Origin of the sequence: Sinorhizobium sp. KGO-5, assembly GCF_036245905.1 — a bacterium.
Lineage (GTDB): Bacteria > Pseudomonadota > Alphaproteobacteria > Rhizobiales > Rhizobiaceae > Sinorhizobium > Sinorhizobium meliloti_A.
On sequence record NZ_BDIZ01000006.1, the window covers coordinates 102483 to 123105 of the forward strand.

Here is a 20623-nt window from a genome sequence, read left to right on the forward strand (position 1 = left end):
TTTCGCAGTGCATACAGAACCTAAGAAGAGGGAACATGACAATGCTGAAACAGATCACTGCAATGACCGCCGGGCTGCTCATGACGATCGGCGTCGCCGCTGCCGCTGAGCCGGAGAGCTGCAAGACCGTCCGTTTCTCCGATGTCGGCTGGACCGACATCACGTCGACGACGGCTGTCGCCTCGACCATTCTCGAAGCGCTCGGCTACGCGCCGCAGAGCAAGCTCCTATCTATCCCCGTCACCTATGCGAGCATGAAGAACAAGGACATCGACGTCTATCTCGGGGATTGGCAGCCGAGCATGGAAGCCGACCGCAAGCCGTTCCTCGAGGACAAGTCGATCGAGGTGATCGGTCCGAACCTCACCGGCGCGAAATATACGTTCGCCGTACCGAAATACGTCGCCGATGCAGGCGTCAAGGACATTTCCGACCTCCAGAAGTTCTCCGCCAGATTCGGCCGCAAGATCTACGGGATCGAGCCCGGCAACAACGGCAACCGCATGATCCTTGACATGATCGAAAAGGGCGACTTCGGGCTGACCGGCTGGGAGCTCGTGGAGTCATCCGAGCAGGGCATGCTCGCCGAGGTCGAAAGAGCGACAAAGGACGACCAGTGGATCGTCTTTCTCGGATGGGCTCCGCATCCGATGAACTCGCGCTACCAGATCGATTACCTTTCGGGCGCGGACGCCTATTTCGGGCCGAACTACGGCGGTGCCGATATCTATACCAACATCCGGGCGGGTTATGCGCAGGAATGCCCGAATGTCGCGAGATTCGTGACGAACCTGCGCTTCACCCTGGAGATGGAAAACGAGATCATGAACGGGATATTGAACGACGGCAAAGACCCGAAGGAAGCCGCTGCCGATTGGCTGAAGGCTCATCCCGAGGCAGTCGCTCCGTGGCTTGAAGGGGTGACGACGTTTAACGGCGCACCGGCAAAGGAAGCGGTTGAAAGCGCGTTGAAAAGCTAGGCTCCAGTGAGGAACTCACGACCTGTTCGTCGCGGGCGGTGCGTCCGGACCAGGCGACAAGAGAGGACCCGATCACTTTGCCGGCGGCCACGGTCGAAAACACATTTTCCAATCGGCGGGAGAACCGCGAGGGCTCCGGTTCAGATCTGGTCAACCCGCCTTCGACATTACCAGTCAAATATCGGCCGCGTGATCATGAGCCAGAAGATTGCGACGACGGCGCCGAAGGCCGGGAAGCCGAAGGCAAACCATAGGCGGAAAAGTTGATGATAGCGCTTCGGCAGCGGCTCGCCGGACTTGCGTGCCGTTTCGGCGAGCCGGCGCATTTCCATCTGCATCCACACCACCGGCAGCCAGAATGCACCTGTGATCACGTAGAGGAGAAGCGAGAGCAGGATCCATCCTTCCGTGAGCGAATAGCCGACGTTCCAGGCAAGGGCGATCCCCGTGACGGGCTGCAACACCACGGCGGTGGCGGTGAAAAGAAAATCGGCGACGACGACCATGCGGGCCACGGCCGCGACCGTTTCTGTGCGGCCGGTCCGATGCGCCAGAAGCATGAAGAACGCGATCCCGGCGCCTGTGCCGAGGAGGACGGAGGCGCCGATGATGTGCAGGAACTTGAGAACGAAGTACAGCATCAACGCTCCTCCAGGATCGCAAGGGCAGCGAGATGCAGTACCAGGATGGGCCAGATCTTCAGAAGCGGTCCAAGCGGCTCGTTCCACAATTCCGGGAGCAGGACCGTTCCGGCGATGGCATAGAAAAGCGAGAGGCCGACCGCGCCGTAAAGGCCGATGCGGCTGGTGCGGCGAAACGCAATTGCCATGCCGATCAGGATATCGGCGAGGGCTCCGGCGATGACGCTCGGCCCGGCAAGAACGCCGGCGCCTCCTCGTTCCATCAGATCGACGCCGATCTCATACCCCGATGTGAGCGAGATGACGCCCGTCGTGATCCAGAAGAGCGAGAGGACGACGAAGATGACGGGCTTGAGCAGATAGAGCTTGGCGAACCAGCGCTCCTGGACGGAGACCGGCGTTCTCGCCAGCGCGTCTGCGAGCGCCACCGGTTCTATCTCGGTCGTCTCGGCCCACGCCCGGACGTCGCCGACGGCGCCGCGCACGATCTCCTTCTGCGCGGTGCTGCGGGTCGGCGGTCGCCAGCCCAGTGCCCCGGCGATATCGCTGAGCTTGTAGGTGAGGTTCGCGAGCGGTGTTGGCATGTTCACGACGCGAGCCGCGGGCCATCCGAACCAGCGCCTGTAGGCGCCTACCACGTCTTTGAACGACAGGGCCTCGGGTCCCGCGACCTCGAGGATAAGCCGCGAAGGAGCATTCCGGTCGACGAATATCTCGACCGTGCGCACTACGTCTTCGAGGCGCACGACCTGAAGCAAGCCGGTATTCGGCATGACCGGTAGCCAGGGCAGAGCGGCGAGGCCCCTGAAAAGAGCGCTGGCGCCGTAGGCTCCAGGGCCGAGCACGACGGAGGGGCGCAGGATGATCCAGTCGAGATCGCATGCCATCAGCGCTTCGTCGCCCTGAAGCTTGGTGCGCGAAAAGGGCGACGGCTGGGCCCTGTCGACCCCCATTGCCGAAAAGTGGATGACGCGGCGCACCCCCGCCTGCTCGCAGGCTTTGAAGAGGGAGGCGGGACCGCGGGCATGGACTGCCGTCGTATCGTCCCCCGGACCGTCCTGGAGCGTTCCCGCGCAGTTTACCACGGCGTCGATACCTGAGAGATGCGGCAGCCAGTCCTCAGGGCCGACGGACCGAAGGTCGAGTTCAAGAGCCCTGCCGGCCGTGCGGGGGCTTGGTGCCGAGCCGGGCCGGACCACGCGGACGATCTCGCTTCCGCGGCCATGGAGCCCCGCGCACACGGCGGAGCCGATCAGGCCGGAGGCGCCGACCACAAGCACTCTCGTCATTCGTCCTCACAATCTTCCCGGGCGAGCCGCTATTCGCACTCGCCTACGTCCGAGGCCAAACAATTGCGGCAAGGAAGATGTTCCTTTTGACTTGACCTGCGCTTTTTATGCGGCACTCTCCCGGTGGAAGAGTCTTAAGACCCTCTCCGCGAGGGCTCTCGACAATGGCCAGCTCTGCTCTATTTGGATCGAGGCGGTGCTGGATGCGAAAAGGTGGCTGTAGCACTTTGATTTACTGCATGTTTTTGTCTTGGAATCATCGGGATTCAAGGGAAGACGCAGTGGAGAGGAAGACGAGTGGTTCGCTTGACATCGGGAGTGTCTGCGAGCGTCTCGGGTGTGGTTGAGTACAAGGGAGGAGAATATTATGCGGTTGATTTCCATTTCCACGACCATTGCCTTCGGTTTCGCTTTTCAGGCGCAGGCCGCCACGGAACTGCAGTGGTGGCACGCAATGACGGGTGCCAACAACGAAATGATCGAGGAACTCACCAAGGAGTTCAACGAGAGCCAGAGCACCTACAAGGTGGTGCCTGTGTTCAAGGGCACCTATCCCGAGACGCTGAATGCCGGGATCGCGGCTTTCCGGTCGAAGCAGCCGCCGGCGATCATTCAGGTGTTCGATGCCGGCAGCGGCACGATGATGGCCGCCGAGGGTGCGATCGTGCCGGCAGCGGAGATCCTCCAGAAGGGCGGCTTTACCTTCGACAAGTCGCAATATCTGCCCGGGATCGTCGCCTATTATTCGAAGCCGGACGGAACGATGCTGTCCTTTCCGTACAACTCCTCCTCGCCAATCCTTTATTACAACAAGGACGCTTTTCAGAAGGCGGGCCTGAACGTCGACAACCCGCCGAAGACCTGGCCGGAAGTCTTCGAAGCGGCGAAGAAGATCAAGACGAGCGGTGCGGCGCCTTGCGGAATGACGTCGACCTGGTTGACGTGGATCCAGACGGAGAACTTCGCGGCCTGGAACAACGTGCCCTACGGAACCAATGAAAACGGCCTCGGCGGCACCGACGTGAAGCTGCAGATCAATGCGCCGCTTTACGTGGAGCATTTCCAGGCCATTGCGGATCTCGCCAAGGAGGGCGCCTTCCGCTATGGCGGGCGCACCTCGGAGGCAAAGCAACTCTTCACCTCAGGTGAATGTGCCATCCTGACCGAGTCTTCGGGCGGTCTCGGCGACATCGCCAAGAGCGGCGTGAACTACGGTATCGGTCAACTCCCCTATTACGAGGGTCACGGGCCGCAGAACACGATCCCCGGCGGAGCGAGCCTCTGGGTATTCGCCGGCAAGTCCGACGAGGAATACAAGGGCGTAGCGGAGTTCTTCAACTTCCTTTCTCAGACCGAGATTCAAGCCAAGCTGCACCAGGTCTCGGGTTATATGCCGGTCACGATGGCCGCCTACGAGGAAACCAAGAAGTCGGGCTTCTACGAGAAGAACCCCGGGCGCGAAACGCCGCTCCTGCAGATGATGGGCAAGGCGCCGACCGAAAACTCGAAGGGCGTCCGGCTGGTCAACCTGCCCCAGGTTCGGGACATCCTCAATGAGGAGTTCGAAGCGATGCTGTCCGGGCAACAGGATGCCAAGACGGCGCTCGACAAGGCGGTCGAACGCGGCGACGCCGCAATCGCAGCAGCAATCAGCAATTGATCGAAGCAGGTTGCCCGGCGCCGTCGTTCGACGGCGTCGTGCTTTCTGCGGTCATGCCACCCTGACGTGATCTCGGGCCGATCCCGCCCAAGATCATCGTGATCCAGGAGATTGCTCGTGCAGCGTGTCGTCTTTCCGAACAAAATCCTCCCTTACCTGCTCGTCGCTCCGCAGATCGTGTTGACGATCGTCTTCTTCTTCTGGCCGGCAAGCCAGGCGCTCTACCAATCGGTGATCCGTGAAGACCCGTTCGGCCTGAAAAGCGGCTTCGTCGGTTTCGCAAACTTCAGCGCCGTGCTTTCGGAGGCGAATTATCTCAACTCGCTGAAGGTCACGGTGATCTTCAGCATTCTCACCGCGCTACTGGCGATGGGCGTCGCCCTGCTTCTCGCCACGGCCGCCGACCGCGTCGTGCGCGGCAAGACCTTCTATCGCACCCTGCTGATCTGGCCCTATGCCGTGGCACCGGCCGTCGCGGGCATGCTGTGGCTGTTCATGTTCAATCCGGCGATGGGCACCTTCGCCTACATGCTGAGGCGCAACGGCATTCATTGGGATCCGTTGCTGAACGGCAATCACGCCATGATCCTGATCGTCGTTGCCGCGGCCTGGAAACAGATCAGCTACAATTTTCTCTTCTTCGTCGCCGGGCTCCAGGCCATACCCAAGTCGCTCATCGAAGCGGCGGCGATCGACGGAGCGCGCGGCACTCGGCGTTTCTGGACGATCATCTTCCCGCTGCTGGCGCCGACGACCTTTTTCCTGCTGGTGGTCAACACCGTCTACGCCTTCTTCGATACGTTCGGCATCATCCACTCGGTGACGGGCGGCGGGCCGGCGAGGGCGACGGAAACGCTGGTCTACAAGGTCTATAACGACGGCTTCGTCAATCTGAACCTCGGCTCGTCCGCGGCCCAGTCCGTGATCCTCATGGCGATCGTCATAGGCCTTACCGCCTTTCAGTTCCGGTTCGTCGAAAGGCGTGTCCACTATGGTTGAAATCGCCAATGATTGAAAAACGCCCCATATCCAACCTGATCGGGCACCTGATGCTGATCATCGGCATCATCATCGTGGTCTTCCCGATCTATTACACCTTCGTCGCCTCGAGCATGAGCTCGGTCGAGATCATCCGGCCGCCGATGCCGCTCGTTCCCGGCACGCGGCTTGCCGAGAATTATGGCGAAGCGCTTTCCGGTGGCGTCGAGCGCGTGGTCGGCGTCAGCCTGGAACGCTTGCTGTTCAACACATTCGTGGTGGCGATCGCGATCGCCGTGGGCAAGATCGTCATTTCCTTCCTCTCGGCCTTCGCCATCGTATTCTTCCGATTCCCGCTGCGCATGGCCTTCTTCTGGATGATCTTCATCACGCTGATGCTCCCGGTGGAAGTGCGGATCCTGCCGACCTACAAGGTGATCGTCGATCTCGGACTGATCGACACCTATGCGGGGCTGACGCTTCCCCTGATGGCCTCAGCGACGGCCACCTTTCTTTTCCGGCAGTTCTTTCTCACCATACCGGGCGAGCTCGTTGAAGCGGCCCGAATCGACAATGCCGGGCCGTTCCGCTTCATGCGGGATATTCTGCTGCCGCTTTCAAAGACGAATATCGCGGCACTTTTCGTGATCCTCTTCATCTACGGCTGGACGCAATATCTCTGGCCGCTGCTGGTCACGAATGACAGCCGGATGAACACGATCATCATCGCCCTGAGAAAGATGGTCGATTTCACGGATGCGTCGACCCCGTGGAACTACGTCATGGTGACCGCCATCCTCGCGATCATCCCGCCTGTCGCTGTGGTCGTCCTGATGCAGCGCTGGTTCGTCAAGGGCCTCGTCGAAACGGAGAAGTAATGGCAACGATCACTCTCAAGGATGTCCACAAGACCTATCACGGCGACATCGCCGCGATCCGCGGCGTTTCGCTTGCGATTGCCGACGGCGAATTCATCGTGCTCGTCGGCCCTTCCGGCTGCGGAAAATCGACACTGCTGAGGATGATCGCGGGGCTCGAGAGCATCACGTCAGGCGAGATCTCCATCGGCGACCGCGTCGTCAACGGGCTGGAGCCATCCGAGCGCGACATTGCGATGGTCTTTCAGAACTACGCGCTCTATCCGCATATGACGGTGCGTCAGAATCTCAGCTATGGCCTGAAGAACCGCAACACGCCGAAGGAAGAAATCGAACGCCGGATAGCCAAGGCGGCGAAGTCCCTGGAGATAGAGCCCTTCCTGGATCGAAAGCCCCGTCAGCTTTCAGGCGGGCAGCGCCAGCGCGTGGCCATGGGGCGCGCCATCGTCCGGGAGCCTGCGGCCTTCCTGTTCGACGAGCCGCTCTCGAACCTCGACGCCAAACTCAGGGTCCAGATGCGTGTCGAAATCAAGCGCCTTCAACGGGCGCTAGGCACGACCAGCGTCTACGTCACCCACGATCAGCTTGAAGCGATGACGCTCGCCGACCGCTTGGTGGTCTTGAACGGGGGCAGGATCGAGCAGGTCGGTACGCCGATCGAGCTGTACGAGAAGCCGGCGACGGCTTTCGTCGCAACTTTCATCGGCTCGCCGTCGATGAACCTTCTCGATGTCGATACCGGCAATGCCGCCTGGTCCGCTCCGGCGGCGCTCGTCGGGAAGCCGGGGCTTGCGACGATTGGGATCCGACCTGAGGACATTACCCTCGCCGGTGCCACGGACGGCGGCGACCGCTTCAGAGCCCGCGTGCGCGTCGGCGCCGTGGAACTCGTCGGCGCCGAAAGCTATGTGCACGGCACGCTGGCGAACGGCGAGCCGCTCGTCTTCAGGGTTGCCGGCCGTTCCCGCATAGCGATTGACGAGGAGGTCGAAGTCGCCGCGGCGCCGGAAAGCCTGCATTGGTTCGACGCCGCCGGGCGGCGTTCATAGCGCGAAAGGGGTAAGGGCGTCCCGCTCGCCAGGTTTTTTGCAATCCCTTGTCGGCACGGCCTTTCCTCCGACGTCCTTGTGGGTAGCCATGTCGACGATGGCGAAAAATCAGGAGACCCGAGATGATGAAATTATATGGATTAGGTCCGACGCGCTCGCTTCGCGCGCTTTGGGCGCTTCAGGAACTGGATGCGGAGTTCGAGTTCGTGCGCGTCAACATACTGGCCGGCGAGAACCTTCGCCCGGATTTCCTGCGCCTCAACCCGGCGGGCAAGCTTCCGGTGCTGGTCGACGGCGACTTCGTCCTCACGGAATCCGCCGCGATCGTCATGTATCTGGCGGAAAAGTATGGTGACAAAGGGCTAATGCCAGCGGACCTGAAGGAAAGGGCGCAGGCATATCGATGGTCTCTGTTCGCGGTTACCGAACTCGAACAGCCGCTATGGCGGATAGCCAAGCACACATTTCTTTATCCCGAAGACAAGCGCCTGCCTGAAGATATCGCTCTAGCCAGAGAGGAATTCGCGGCCATGGCAGCAGTGCTTGACCGGCACATGGACGGGCGCGCGTTCATCGTCGGCGACAACATAACCGTGGCCGACTGCGTCACAGCCTATGTCCTGGACTGGGGCAACGAAAACGGGCTGATCGACAGCTTTCCAAATCTAAAAGCATATCTGGAACGGATGTATGCGCGTCCCAGGGCGCCGCAGCGCATTGCGGAGGCCGTTGCGAGCCTCCAGAACTAGAACGGGATCAGGAATGATCCAGAGCGCTGATCCCCTCTGCCCTGCCGGCCATCGGCAGGGCAGAGGGGGCGTACTTGGTCGGCTCTGCCGCCCCGCGCCGTTGTGCCCTTAATCCGGCACGACCACGAGCTTGCCGACGAAGTTCTTCGCCATGAAGTCCGTCTGTGCCCGATGGAATTCCGATAGCGGATAGACGCCGCCGACGAGCGGCCGGATCTTTCTCTCCTCGATATAACGGACGAGGCGGCGGAAATCGGCGCGGCTGCCCTGGCTCGATCCGTGCAGCTCCAACTGCTTCAGATACATCGTCCTGAGATCGAGCTGCACGACCGGCCCGGCGATTGCGCCGGCGGTGGTGTAGCGGCCTTCCGGGCGCAGGATCTTCAGGAGGTCGTTGAAGAGGGGACCGCCGACGAGATCTGCGACCACATCGATCGGCCGGCCGCCGCTTGCCGCCTCCACCGCTTCGGCGAGGTCGCCTTGACCGCGGGTGACGACGGCCTGCGCGCCGATGTCGAGCATCGCCGCTTCCTTGCCCGGTCCGGCAACTGCGATCGGAACGGCGCCACGGGCGCGGGCGAGCTGGACGATCGCGGAGCCGACGCCACCCGAGGCGCCGGTCACGAGCACGGTTTCGCCGGTGGCAAGCCGCGCCCGTTCCAGCATTCGCTCGCCGGTGAGATAGGCGCAGCAGAAGGTGGCGAGCTCGACGTCGGTCAGGTCGGTCGCGACCACATGGGCGTTTTCGGCCGGAAGCGCCATATATTCGGCATAGCCGCCATCGCGGCCATGACCCATGTAATCGATGTCGGCAAGACTGTCGTCGTCGCGGTTGTAGATCGAGAAATCGACCATGACGCGTTCGCCGATGCGCGCCCGGTCGACGCCTTCGCCGACGGCAACGATATGGCCGACCGTGTCCGTACCCTGAATGCGCGGGAAGGTCAGGGTGTTGCCGTGGCGGCGCCAGGTCGAGACGGCGGACGGATCGTCCTCCGTCCCATAGGCGCCTTCGCGCACCCAGACGTCGGTATTGTTCATGCCGCAGGCAGTGACCTTGATCAGCACCTCGCCCGCAGCCGGAGCCGGGACGGGTACGTCCCGGCTGTAGACCAGCTTCTCCAAGCCGCCGTGCCCCGTCAGGAGCACCGCGGTCATGGTCTTCGGAACAGAATGCATCATACGCATTTTCCTCAGCGGCCGAGTACGGACTGGATGGCTTCGGCTGCCGCCTTGACGACGATGTCGGCTTCGTCTCGCGTCAGGCAGAGCGGCGGCGCGAAGCCGAGAATGTCGCCCTGCGGCATGGCGCGGCCGATGACGCCGCGTTCGAGGAGCGCTGCTGCGACCTGCGGTCCGACCTTGCGGCCCGGATCGAAGAAGGCGCGATCATCGCGGTCCTCGACGAACTCGATCGCCGCCATCAGGCCGTCGCCGCGCACTTCACCGACATGGCGATGATCGCCCACGGCCTTTTCCAGTTCGGCTCGGAAATAGGCACCCGTCGAACCGGCATTCTCGACGATGCCGAGTTCGTCGATCAGTTCCAGGTTCGCGATGCCGGCGGCAGCGCAGATCGGATGGGCCGAATAGGTCCAGCCATGGCCGATGGCGCCGAGCTCGTCCGAGCCCTTCACCAGCACCTGCCAGAGCTTGTCGGACACGATCGTGCCGGAAAGCGGCGCATAGGCGGAGGTCAGCCCCTTGGCGATGGTGATCAGGTCCGGCTTGATGCCGTAATGGTCGGAACCGAACATCGTGCCGAGACGGCCGAAGCCGGTGACCACCTCGTCGGCGACAAGCAGGATATCGTATTTCTGAAGGACGGCCTGGATCTTCTCCCAATAGCCCTTCGGCGGCGGCACGATGCCACCGGTGCCGAGGATCGGCTCGCCGATGAAGGCGGCAACGGTGTCGGGACCTTCGGCGAGGATCATCTCTTCCAGCTTGTCGGCGCAGTACTGCGAGAATTGCTCTTCGTCCATCGAGCGATCGGGACGGCGGAAGTAGTAGGGCGCTTCCGTGTGCAGGATCGGCGCCCGCGGCAGGTCGAAGGCGTTGTGGAAGAGATGAAGGCCGGTCAGCGAACCGGTCATCACGCCCGAGCCGTGATAGCCGCGCCAACGCGAAATGATCTTCTTCTTCTCCGGGCGGCCGAGAATGTTGTTGTAGTACCAGATCAGCTTGATGTTGGTTTCGTTGGCGTCGGAGCCCGAAAGTCCGAAATAGACGCGGCTCATGCCTTCCGGCGCCCGGTCGATGATCATCTTGGAGAGCCGGATCGACGCTTCGGTGCCGTGGCCCACATAGGAATGGTAGTAGGCAAGGTTCTTAGCCTGTTCGGCAATTGCGTCGGCGATCTTCTGGCGGCCGTAGCCGACATTGACGCAATAGAGGCCGGCAAAGGCATCGAGGCTGCGCTTGCCGGATATATCGGTGATGTAGACGCCTTCGCCGCCGCCGATCACGCGGGTCGGGGTTTCGCCGCGCGCATGCATCCCCATATGGGTCGAGGGATGGAAGAAGTGGTCGCGGTCCCAGGCGGTGAGTTCGTTGCTTCTTTCGAGCATGGTCTTTCCTTTCATGAAATCCGGAGCATTTCGGCCGAACCGCGAAAACGCCCTATCCTGTTGTTTTTACCCAATTCCGAACGCAAAATCGCTACGCAGTTTTGCTGAAACGGCCCAGGTCAGGCAGCGGTGTCGATGCAGAGATATTTGAGCTCGGTGAAGGCCTCCATGCCATGGCGGGAGCCTTCCCGGCCGAGGCCCGATTGTTTCCAGCCGCCGAAGGGGATCGGGCCGCCGGTGATCTTCACCCGATTGATTGCCACCATACCGTATTCGAGGGCGCGGGCGAGCCGCATCTGGCGGGCGCCATTTTCGGTCACGACATAGGCGACGAGCCCGTATTCCGTGTCGTTCGCCCGCGCGACCACTTCGTCTTCGCTGTCGAAGGCGGTTACGGCCGCCACGGGGCCGAAGGTCTCATCGCGCATGATGAGCGCGTCGTCGGGCACATCCGTCAGAAGAGTGGGCTGGAAAAAGAGCGGCCCGGCGGCGTGGCGCTTGCCGCCGACGGCAAGCCTGGCGCCCAGCTTCACTGCGTCCGCGACCTGTTCCTCGACTTTGGCGACGGCGCGTTCGTGCATCAGCGGACCGATATCCGTGTTTGGCTCCATCCCGGAGCCGACTTTCAGGCCGGCAATTCGTGCGGCAAAAGCTTCCTGGAATGCCTTGAGAACAGGCCGCTCGACGTAAATCCGATTGGCGGCAAGGCAATCTTGTCCAGACGTCGCGAACTTCGCGGCGATCGCAATATCGGCGGCTTTTTCGATATTCGCGTCCGCAAAGACGATCAGGGGGGCATGCCCGCCGAGCTCCATTACCAGCCGCTTCATCGTCGGCGCACATTGGGAGGCGATCAGGCGGCCGATCTCGGTAGAGCCGGTGAAGCTCATGGCGCGTACCCGTGCGTCTTCGCACATTCGTCCGACGATCGTTGCGGCTTTGCCGGTGACGACATTGAAGACGCCTGCGGGAAGACCGGCGCGCTCGCCGAGCTCGGCCAGGGCAAGCGCCGAAAGAGGGGTTTCGGAGGAAGGATGCGCCACCACGGTGCAGCCTGCGGCAAGGGCGGCGGCCGCCTTCCGGGTGATCATCGCGGAAGGGAAGTTCCAGGGCGTGACGATGCCGACGACGCCGAGCGCTTCGCGGCGCACGATCATTTCGGCCCCGGCAAGATGGCTCGTGACGCTTTCGGCATTGAGGCGTTTGCCTTCCTCGGCATACCACTCGATGAAGGATGCCGCGTAATCGATCTCGCCGCGCGACTCGGCAAGCGGCTTGCCCTGTTCAAGGGTCATCAACAATGCGAGGTCCTCGCGGGCTTCGAGCACCAGGTCGTGCCATTTGCGCAGGATGGCGGCGCGCCCCTGCGGCAGCATGTTGCGCCAGGACCTGAATGCCTTTTCCGCCGCGTCGATCGCCTCGGAGGTTTGGGCAGCGTCGAGCGAGGCGACGAAGGCGAGGGCGGCGCTGCTGGCCGGGTCGCTCACCTCCAGGCATGTGCCGTCCCGGCCGGCAACCCAGCGGCCGCCGACATAGGCCAGCTCCCGCAGCAATTGCCGGTCGTTCAGGTTTTTCAACGCGTCGTGAAAGGCTGTGCGCGCAAAGACGGCGGTCATATTGGTTCTCCTCGACTGTTGCGGGAAGAGTGCCATGCTTGTTGAGATAGATTGTCCAATCGGCGGTGGCGGAGGAGAGAGTTTGACCAAAGTGCGGGCAATGGGGAGAGAGATTGTCTATGTGGCGTGGCGGTGGGGTGGCTACACCCGCTGCCGACTATTCCTGCCCTGCCGGCGCGTGCGGTAGCAGCGAGCCGAACGGCAGCACCGTTTCTTCCTTTACCGTCTTCGTGACGATGTAGGTGAAATAGCGGTCGATGCCGAGTTCGCGTTCGAGCAGGCCGTCGACCAGCCGCTGATAGGCATCGATGTCCGCGGTCATGACCTTGAGGATATAGTCGACCCCGCCGCCGACCGACCAGCAGGCGACGATCTCGGGGATCGCGGCGATGGCGCGCTCGAACCGGTCGAAATCGGCCTGGCGGTGATTGCCGAGCGTCACCTCCATCATGACGCTGGCGACCGGCGCCACCCGGCGCAGCGCAACGCGGGCGTGATAGCCGGTGACGATGCCGGCTTTCTCCAACTTTCTGAGCCGCATCCAGCAGGGCGTCGGCGACAGGCCGGCCTTCTCGGCCAGCGCCAGCTTGGTGATACGCCCGTCGGCCTGGATCGCTTCGAGGATCCGCAGATCGATCGCATCGAGCTTCATAAAGAGGTCCTTCCGTCGGTGTTGGTCACGTCAAAGCCGGGAAATGACATTGGGTGCTCACTTTTACATTGTCAATTGAGCTGATTTTGATCACTGTTCAAATCATGACAAATTGGACGCCCGACACGACACTTCTGCGCCGCCCCGCCTATCTCTCTCTGGCGGACCAGTTCGCCCGCGCCATCCAGGAGGGGAGGCTCCAGAACGGCACGCGGCTGCCGACGCATCGCAAGCTCGCCGACGATCTGAAGCTCTCGGTGCAGACGGTGAGTCGCGCCTATGACGAGCTCATCCGGCGCGGCTTGATCTCCGGCGAGGTCGGACGCGGCAGCTTCGTACAGACGCGGCCGCGCGAGCCGGAGCCGCCCTATCTGCCGGAACGCCTTGGCGAATTGATCGATCTTTCGATCTTGAAGCCCGTATGCGAGCAGTACCATCTGGAAAAGATGCGGCAGGGTTTTGCCTGGCTTGCCGAGAACCTGCCGCCGAGTTCCGCGCTTTCCTTCCGCCCGAACATGGTGTTCCCGCGTCACCGCAATGTCGCGGCCGAATGGCTCTTGCGCTGCGGGCTCGATGTTTCGCCGCTCAACATCAACCTGACGAACGGCGCCACCTCGGCCATGACGGTGGCGCTGATGAGTGTGGCACCGCCCGGTTCGACGGTCGCGACGGAGGCCGTCAGCCATCATACGCTCGTGCCGCTTTCGACCTATCTCGGCATCCACCTTCAGGGTCTCGCGATAGACCGCGACGGCATGATCCCGGATGCGCTGGACGAAGCCTGCCGCAAGGGCGTGATCCGCGCGGTCTTTCTGCAGCCCTCGGTCATCAACCCGACCGCGACCCTGATGAGCGCCGAGCGGCGGGCAGCGCTGGCGGAGGTGGCGCGCCGGCATGACATCGCCATCATAGAGAACGACATTCTCGGACCCTTGGTGGAAGAACGCCTGCCCCCGGTCGCCGCACTGGCGCCGGAGCGCACGCTCTATGTGACGAGCTTCACCAAGATCACCGTGCCGGGCCTCAGGATCGGCTATCTGGTGGCGCCTGACCGCTACGTGGCCGCCGTCGCCAACCGGCATCTGGTTTCGAACTGGATGGCGACCCCCGCGATTGCAGAGATCGCAACGCAATGGGTGAGCGACGGAACGGCGATCGAGCTGGTGAACTGGCAGCGCCGGGCGCTCGCCGCTCGCCATGCGATCGCCAAGGAAGTTCTGGCAAGCCTTGCCCATCACACCCATCCGCAGAGCCTGCATGTCTGGCTGCCGCTGCCCGAGGGACACCAGGAAGATGCTTTCGTTTCCCAGGCGCGCTTGCGCGGGGTGGCGATCGCGCCGGGCGCGTCCTTCCGAACGGCAGACAGCGGCTGGCGTCCGGCGGTCAGGATATCGCTCGGCTCGACGACCGAGCTGGAGCTGAAGTCCGGGCTCGGCATCGTCGCCTCTCTGGCGCTCGGTGAGCCCGAGGCGCTGCTCCTCGTCATTTGAGGCGAATGCTCAGCTTTTGAGCATGTTTCAAATAATTGTCATGATATTATTATTCAGATTGACATGATTTTGGAACCGGATCATCGTTAGGACATTAACGCATGGCGCCCAGAAGTATGCAGCGGTCTGGAGCGACGTCATGCGCTTCAGTCTCAAAGGGAGAGGCGTGAATGTCCCAGCCGATCATTCGCATCGACAACATCGTCAAGCGATACGGTTCCCTTACCGTGCTCGACGGCCTGTCGATGGAGGTGATGCCGGGCGAGAAGCTGGCTCTCATCGGGCCGTCCGGTTCGGGTAAGACGACCATCCTCCGCATTCTGATGACGCTCGAGACCATCAGCGACGGCTTCATCCAGGTCGACGGCGAGCATCTCTATCACATGAAGAAGGCGGGCAACCTCGTCCCTGCCGACGAGCGGCATCTTCACAAGATGCGCGAGAAGATCGGCATGGTCTTCCAGCACTTCAACCTGTTTCCTCATAAATGCGTTCTCGACAACGTTACGTTGGCGCCGATGCTGACCAAGGGCATGGCGCGCGCTGCGGCGGAAAAGCGCGCGATGGAACTGCTCGACATGGTGGGCTTGGCCGATAAGGCCAAGAGCATGCCGGCACAGCTTTCCGGCGGGCAGAAGCAGCGTGTGGCGATCGCCCGGGCGCTGGCGCTCTCACCCAAGATCATGCTTTTCGACGAGGTCACCTCCGCGCTCGATCCCGAGCTCGTGGAGGAAGTCCTGAACGTCATGCGCAAGCTCGCATCCGAGACGGACATGACCATGCTGCTCGTCACCCACGAGATGGGCTTTGCCCATGATTTCGCAGACCGGGTGCTTTTCTTCGACCGCGGCAAGATCGTGGAGGAGGGAAAACCCGAGGACATTTTCCGGCATCCCAAGCAGGAGCGCACACAGACTTTCCTGCGCAAGATCATAGCGGCAGGGCACCGCGTCTAAGCCTTACGGCCGACATTGCCTCAAGGAAAACATCGAGAGAACAGAGGAGTTGGGAACGATGAAACTGAGAGATATCATGGTAATGGCGGCAGGCGCCACCGCGTTGATGGCAGTTGCTGCGGCGACGCCAGCCGCCGCGGACGAGAACAAGCTCGAGGAGCTGAAAGAGCAGGGCTTCGCGCGCATCGCCATCGCCAACGAGCCGCCCTTTACCGCCGTCGGAGCCGACGGCAAGGTCTCCGGTGCAGCACCGGATGTCGCCCGCGAGATCTTCAAGCGGCTCGGCGTTGCCGACGTCGTGGCCTCCATTTCCGAATACGGCGCGATGATCCCGGGCCTGCAGGCCGGGCGCCATGACGCAATCACCGCCGGTCTCTTCATGAAGCCGGAACGCTGCGCCGCCGTCGCCTATTCGCAGCCGATCCTCTGCGACGCCGAGGCCTTCGCGCTGAAGAAAGGCAACCCGCTCGGACTTAAGAGCTACAAGGACATCGCCGACAATCCGGACGCCAAGATCGGCGCACCGGGGGGCGGTACCGAGGAGAAGCTGGCGCTCGAAGCCGGCGTGCCGCGCGACCGCGTCATCGTGGTGCCGGATGGCCAGAGCGGATTGAAGATGTTGCAGGACGGCCGCATCGACGTCTACTCGCTGCCGGTCCTTTCGATAAACGATCTCGTCTCCAAGGCGAACGACCCGAACGTCGAGGTGCTGGCCCCCGTCGAGGGTGCGCCGGTCTATTGCGACGGCGCCGCCTTCAGAAAGGGCGACGAGGCGCTGCGCGACGCCTTCGATGTCGAGCTCGCCAAGCTGAAGGAGTCGGGCGAATTCGCGAAGATCATCGAACCCTATGGCTTCTCGGCCAAGGCTGCGATGTCGACCACCCGCGAAAAGCTCTGCGCCGCGAAATAAGCCCCGGGCTGGGGCTTCCCGCCGCCTTCCGTTCGCACAACGCGGAGGGAGGCGGTGTGGGCGGCGACGACCAAGCCGAAACTCTGACTGGAACAACGAAACGATGATCGACTGGTCCGGCTATATCGGATTGATCCTGCAGGGCGCCTGGGTGACCGTGCAACTGACCCTCATGGGTTCGGCGCTCGCCGTCGCGGTTGCCTTCGCTGCCGGCCTCGGGCGCCTCAGCCGGTTCATGGCCGTGCGCGCGCTTGCCACGACCTATATCGAATTCTTCCGCGGCACTTCCATTTTCGTGCAGCTCTTCTGGGTCTATTTCGTATTGCCGTTCGCCGGCATAACGCTGACGCCGCTGCAGGCGGGCGTCCTCGCGCTCGGCCTCAATGTCGGCGCCTATGGAGCGGAGGTCGTGCGGGGCGCGGTAAAGGCGATCGGCCGCGAGCAGCGCGAGGCCTGCATCGCCCTCAACCTCACGCGGTTCCAGGCGATGCGCCACATCGTCCTGCCCCAGGCGCTGCCTCTGATGCTGCCCACCTTCGGCAACAACGCCATCGAGCTCCTGAAGGGAACGGCGGTCGTCTCGCTGATCTCGCTCAGCGACATGACGTTTCAGGCCCAGGTGGTCCGCGCCCAGACCGGCAGCACGCTGATCCCGTTCGCGACCATCCTGCTGCTTTATTTCGTCATGGCCTGGCTGATCTCGCTCGGCATGCGGTGGCTCGAGAGGCGCGTTTCCCGCGGCCTCGACGGTGTGAGGGTCTGACCATGGAATGGGACTGGGAATTCGTCCGCCAGATCATGCCGACCCTCATCGAGGGGCTGAAGATCACGATCCTCGCGACGGCGCTCGGCTCGGTGGTCGCAGCGGTGATCGGTCTTGTCTTCGCCATCCTGCGGATGACCGCACCGGCTCCGATAGCGCGTGTCACGAGCTTTGCCGTCGAGTTCATCCGCGGAACGCCGCTGCTCGTGCAACTCTACTTCATCTTCTATGTGCTTCCGGACATCGGAATCCGCCTGCCTGCGCTGGTCGCCGGCGTCATCGGTCTCGGCATCCACTACGGCACCTATGCCGCCGAGGTCTATCGTGCCGGCATCGAGAACGTGCCGCGCGGACAATGGGAGGCGGCCAAGGCGGCGAACCTCACGACCCGGCAGACCTGGATACACGTGATCCTGCCGCAGGCGATCCCGCCGATGATACCGGCGCTCGCCAATTACCTGATTGCCATGTTCAAGGAGACACCCCTGCTTTCGGCAATCACGGTGCTCGAACTGATGAACCAGGCAAAGAGCATCGCCAACAGCAATTATCGCTATATCGAGCCGATGACGCTGGTCGGGGTGTTCTTCCTGATCATGAGCCTGATCTCGGTCTTCTTCCTGCGCTGGCTCGAAGAGCGCTATTCTCGGGTGGAGGAGCGCTGATGAGAACCCCTGTCGCCCTCTCGCTTGCGGCGCGCAGGCCGCGTCTGGACGATCGGCCGCTCGACAAGCGGATCGGCCTCGTCATCCTCGCCACGGACCATACGACGGAAGTCGATTTCCAGCGCATGGTCGCGTCGGACCGGATCGGGGTCTATGTCACCCGTATCCCCTATGCCAATCCGGTGACGCCGGAGAATCTGCGGGCGATGCAGCCGTCGCTCACCGAAGCGGCAGCCTTGATCCTGCCGGACGAGACCCTGGACGTCGTCATGTATTCCTGCACCTCGGCTTCCGTGGTCATCGGCGACAGGGAGGTGGCTGCGGCGATCAAGGCCGCAAAGCCGGAGGCGGCCGTCGTGACGCCGACGGCCGCTTCGGTCCAAGGCTTGCGTGCATTGGGTGCAAACAGGATTTCGGTGCTCACCCCTTACACGATCGAGACCAGCCGGCCCATGGCCGACTATTTCGCCGAGCGCGGCTTCGCAATCGACAAGTTTACCTGCCTGGGTCTCACCGACGACCGTGAGATGGCGCGGATCAGCCCGAAGGAGATCGTGGCCTTCGCAAAGGATGCGGCAGCGCCGGAATCGGACGCGCTCTTCATTTCCTGTACTGCCGTTCGCGCGGCAGGCGTCATCGCCGAAATCGAGCAGGCGATCGGCAAGCCGGTCGTCAGCAGCAATTACGCCACCGCCTGGGCTTGCCTCCGCCTTTGCGGCGATCGGGAAGCACGCCCGCAACTCGGACGGCTGATGGAGCTGCCACTCGAGGGGGAAAGGCCGTGAGCGCTTCTCTTCCCGTGACGATCGACGATATCGAGGCGGCGGCACGGCGCATTTCCGGCCGTGTTCTTACGACGCCGCTGGCAATGTCGGGCTCGTTGAGCGAGCTCTGCGGCGTGCCGGTCGGCTTGAAGCTCGAGCACCACCAGACGACCGGAAGCTTCAAGCTGCGCGGCGCGACCAATGCGGTGCTTTCGCTTTCTGCCGGCGACCGGGCGCTCGGCGTAATCGCGGCCTCGACCGGCAATCATGGCCGGGCACTTGCCCATGCGGCAAAGGCGGAAGGCTCGCTCGCCACGATCTGCATGTCGCACCTGGTGCCCGTGAACAAGGTCTCCGAAATCAGACGCCTCGGCGCCAATGTGCGGATTGTCGGCAATTCCCAGGACGAGGCGCAGGAAGAAGTCGAACGGCTCGTTGCGGAAAACGGTCTCGTAATGGTGCCGCCCTTCGACCATCCGGCGATCGTCGCAGGGCAGGGGACGCTCGGACTCGAGATCGTGGCACAGATGCCCGACGTTGCCATGGTGCTTGTACCCGTCTCGGGTGGCGGGCTGGCGGCCGGGGTGGCGGCAGCCGTCAAGGCGCGAAGACCGGCGACGCGTGTCGTAGGCCTTACGATGGAGCGCGGCGCGGCGATGAAGGCGAGCTTCGCCGCCGGCACACCCGTGCTCGTCGACGAACAGCCGAGCCTTGCGGATTCGCTCGGCGGCGGCATCGGCCTCGACAATCGCGTCACGTTCCGCATGTGCCGGGACCTCCTCGACGACATCATCCTTCTGACGGAAGCCGAAATCGCCGCCGGCATGCGCCACGCCTATGCCGAGGAGCGCGAGATCGTCGAAGGGGCGGGCGCCGTCGGCATTGCGGCGCTTCTCGCCGGCAAGATCAAGGACGTCGACGGTCCCATCGCGGTCATTCTCTCGGGGCGCAACGTCGACATGGACCTGCATCTGCGCGTGATGAACGGCGAAACGGATCCATTCCGCGAGGAGACGGCATGACACGGATGAAAATACTGACCGAGGCGGAACTGCGGCGCATCGTGCCGCTCGATCGCGAAGCGGTTGCCTGCGTTGAGGATGCGTTCCGCGCTCTCGCCACCAAGGCGGTGGCGATGCCGCCCATCCTGAGGCTCGATATTCCGGAGCATCGCGGCGAGGTGGACGTCAAGACGGCCTATGTGCCGGGGCTCGACGGTTTTGCGATCAAGATCAGCCCGGGCTTCTTCGACAATCCGAAGATCGGCCTGCCGAGCACCAACGGCCTGATGGTGCTTCTGTCCAGCAAAACCGGGCTGGTGCAGGCACTGCTGCTCGACAACGGCTATCTGACCGACGTGCGTACGGCGGCGGCAGGGGCGGTCGCGGCGAAACATCTGTCGCGGGAAGATTCCTCGGTGGCCGCGGTCTTCGGCGCCGGCATGCAGGCAAGGCTTCAGCTCGAAGCGCTCGCGCTCGTGCGCCCGATCCGGGAAGCACGCATCTGGGCCCGCGATGCGGCCAAGGCTGAAACCGCGGCCGCTGCTTTTGCCGGGAAGCTCGGCTTTCCGATCAAAGCCGAAACCGATCCGAGAGCGGCCATCGCAGGTGCCGACATCATCGTCACCACGACGCCGTCGGAGACGCCGGTCCTCAAGGCCGAATGGCTCGAGCCGGGGCAGCACGTCACGGCCATGGGTTCGGACGCCGAACACAAGAACGAACTGGACGCGCATGCGATCGCCCGCGCGACTTACGTCGCCGACAGCCTCAAACAGACACGCAGGCTCGGCGAGCTGCATCACGCGATTGCCGCTCATCTCGTGTCGGCGGAGGCCGAGTTCCCTGAACTTGGCCAGGTGATCGCCGGCCTGAAACCCGGACGCACGCGCGCCGACGAGATCACCATTGCCGACCTGACCGGCACCGGCATCCAGGACACGGCCATCGCCACGCTCGCCTTCGCGCGGGCCAACGCGGCGGACGCAGGCACCACATTGGAAAGTTGAGACCG

The 20623-nt window shown here is 62.8% G+C and carries 20 protein-coding genes; 14 read left to right on the forward strand and 6 right to left on the reverse strand.

Features of this window, described 5'->3' with window-relative positions; all coding sequences use genetic code 11:
* Positions 1 to 41: 41 nt before the first annotated feature.
* A complete protein-coding gene (locus BHD07_RS22940; protein WP_338283446.1) occupies positions 42 to 980 on the forward strand; it encodes a choline ABC transporter substrate-binding protein in 939 nt (312 codons plus the stop codon).
* 167 nt (positions 981 to 1147) lie between these two features.
* On the opposite strand, the gene BHD07_RS22945 is transcribed toward BHD07_RS22940, so the two are convergent.
* A complete protein-coding gene (locus BHD07_RS22945) occupies positions 1148 to 1621 on the reverse strand; it encodes a DUF2269 family protein (RefSeq protein WP_100672359.1) in 474 nt (157 codons plus the stop codon).
* Positions 1621 to 2910 carry an SDR family oxidoreductase gene (locus tag BHD07_RS22950; RefSeq protein ID WP_338283215.1) on the reverse strand — a complete coding sequence of 430 codons (1290 nt, stop codon included), beginning with the start codon at positions 2908 to 2910 and terminating at the stop codon, positions 1621 to 1623. Before BHD07_RS22950 ends, BHD07_RS22945 begins: the two co-directional genes overlap by 1 nt.
* A gap of 367 nt (positions 2911 to 3277) precedes the next feature.
* Between BHD07_RS22950 and ugpB the strand changes: the two genes are divergently transcribed.
* The 5 genes from ugpB (at position 3278) to BHD07_RS22975 (ending at position 8224) form a co-directional block, all read left to right on the forward strand.
* On the forward strand, positions 3278 to 4570 hold the full coding sequence (gene ugpB / locus BHD07_RS22955) for a sn-glycerol-3-phosphate ABC transporter substrate-binding protein UgpB (RefSeq protein ID WP_018098460.1): 1293 nt from the start codon (positions 3278 to 3280) through the stop codon (positions 4568 to 4570).
* A 117-nt stretch (positions 4571 to 4687) separates the two neighbouring features.
* Positions 4688 to 5569, forward strand: a complete 882-nt coding sequence (gene ugpA, locus BHD07_RS22960; protein ID WP_018098461.1) for a sn-glycerol-3-phosphate ABC transporter permease UgpA — start codon at positions 4688 to 4690, stop codon at positions 5567 to 5569.
* A gap of 8 nt (positions 5570 to 5577) precedes the next feature.
* Positions 5578 to 6426, forward strand: a complete 849-nt coding sequence (ugpE, locus tag BHD07_RS22965; RefSeq protein WP_018098462.1) for a sn-glycerol-3-phosphate ABC transporter permease UgpE — start codon at positions 5578 to 5580, stop codon at positions 6424 to 6426.
* Positions 6426 to 7475 (forward strand): sn-glycerol-3-phosphate import ATP-binding protein UgpC, encoded by a 1050-nt coding sequence (locus BHD07_RS22970; RefSeq protein ID WP_100672356.1) that lies wholly within the window; start codon positions 6426 to 6428, stop codon positions 7473 to 7475. Before ugpE ends, BHD07_RS22970 begins: the two co-directional genes overlap by 1 nt.
* A gap of 122 nt (positions 7476 to 7597) precedes the next feature.
* Positions 7598 to 8224 carry a glutathione S-transferase family protein gene (locus BHD07_RS22975; protein ID WP_338283217.1) on the forward strand — a complete coding sequence of 209 codons (627 nt, stop codon included), beginning with the start codon at positions 7598 to 7600 and terminating at the stop codon, positions 8222 to 8224.
* Between the two features lie 108 nt (positions 8225 to 8332).
* Here the strand turns inward: BHD07_RS22975 and BHD07_RS22980 are convergent, their stop codons facing one another.
* The 4 genes from BHD07_RS22980 to BHD07_RS22995 all read right to left on the reverse strand — a co-directional run bounded on the left by BHD07_RS22980 (position 8333) and on the right by BHD07_RS22995 (position 13062).
* Positions 8333 to 9406, reverse strand: a complete 1074-nt coding sequence (locus BHD07_RS22980; RefSeq protein WP_338283218.1) for an alcohol dehydrogenase family protein — start codon at positions 9404 to 9406, stop codon at positions 8333 to 8335.
* Between the two features lie 11 nt (positions 9407 to 9417).
* On the reverse strand, positions 9418 to 10794 hold the full coding sequence (locus BHD07_RS22985) for an aspartate aminotransferase family protein (RefSeq protein WP_338283219.1): 1377 nt from the start codon (positions 10792 to 10794) through the stop codon (positions 9418 to 9420).
* A 119-nt stretch (positions 10795 to 10913) separates the two neighbouring features.
* Positions 10914 to 12410 carry an NAD-dependent succinate-semialdehyde dehydrogenase gene (locus BHD07_RS22990; RefSeq protein ID WP_338283220.1) on the reverse strand — a complete coding sequence of 499 codons (1497 nt, stop codon included), beginning with the start codon at positions 12408 to 12410 and terminating at the stop codon, positions 10914 to 10916.
* 157 nt (positions 12411 to 12567) lie between these two features.
* Complete coding sequence (locus BHD07_RS22995) at positions 12568 to 13062, reverse strand: Lrp/AsnC family transcriptional regulator (RefSeq protein WP_100672351.1); 495 nt, start codon at positions 13060 to 13062, stop codon at positions 12568 to 12570.
* 104 nt (positions 13063 to 13166) lie between these two features.
* Between BHD07_RS22995 and ehuR the strand changes: the two genes are divergently transcribed.
* From ehuR to eutC, 8 genes are all read left to right on the forward strand, one after another.
* The gene (gene ehuR / locus BHD07_RS23000; RefSeq protein ID WP_338283221.1) at positions 13167 to 14552 is read left to right on the forward strand and encodes a MocR-like ectoine utilization transcription factor EhuR; all 1386 of its coding nucleotides are present in this window, start codon (positions 13167 to 13169) and stop codon (positions 14550 to 14552) included.
* Positions 14553 to 14722: 170 nt separating this feature from the next.
* Entirely contained in the window at positions 14723 to 15508 is a 786-nt protein-coding gene (gene ehuA, locus BHD07_RS23005; RefSeq protein WP_018098470.1) for an ectoine/hydroxyectoine ABC transporter ATP-binding protein EhuA, read from the forward strand.
* 58 nt (positions 15509 to 15566) lie between these two features.
* Positions 15567 to 16418: an ectoine/hydroxyectoine ABC transporter substrate-binding protein EhuB gene (ehuB, locus tag BHD07_RS23010; RefSeq protein WP_324764145.1), complete on the forward strand. Its 852-nt coding sequence runs from the start codon at positions 15567 to 15569 to the stop codon at positions 16416 to 16418.
* A 103-nt stretch (positions 16419 to 16521) separates the two neighbouring features.
* Positions 16522 to 17181 carry an ectoine/hydroxyectoine ABC transporter permease subunit EhuC gene (gene ehuC, locus BHD07_RS23015; RefSeq protein ID WP_338283222.1) on the forward strand — a complete coding sequence of 220 codons (660 nt, stop codon included), beginning with the start codon at positions 16522 to 16524 and terminating at the stop codon, positions 17179 to 17181.
* A 2-nt stretch (positions 17182 to 17183) separates the two neighbouring features.
* Entirely contained in the window at positions 17184 to 17846 is a 663-nt protein-coding gene (gene ehuD / locus BHD07_RS23020) for an ectoine/hydroxyectoine ABC transporter permease subunit EhuD (protein WP_018098471.1), read from the forward strand.
* Complete coding sequence (gene eutA / locus BHD07_RS23025; protein WP_338283223.1) at positions 17846 to 18631, forward strand: ectoine utilization protein EutA; 786 nt, start codon at positions 17846 to 17848, stop codon at positions 18629 to 18631. Before ehuD ends, eutA begins: the two co-directional genes overlap by 1 nt.
* Positions 18628 to 19632 (forward strand): hydroxyectoine utilization dehydratase EutB, encoded by a 1005-nt coding sequence (gene eutB / locus BHD07_RS23030; RefSeq protein ID WP_338283224.1) that lies wholly within the window; start codon positions 18628 to 18630, stop codon positions 19630 to 19632. Before eutA ends, eutB begins: the two co-directional genes overlap by 4 nt.
* Complete coding sequence (gene eutC / locus BHD07_RS23035; RefSeq protein ID WP_338283225.1) at positions 19629 to 20618, forward strand: ectoine utilization protein EutC; 990 nt, start codon at positions 19629 to 19631, stop codon at positions 20616 to 20618. Before eutB ends, eutC begins: the two co-directional genes overlap by 4 nt.
* Positions 20619 to 20623: the final 5 nt, after the last annotated feature.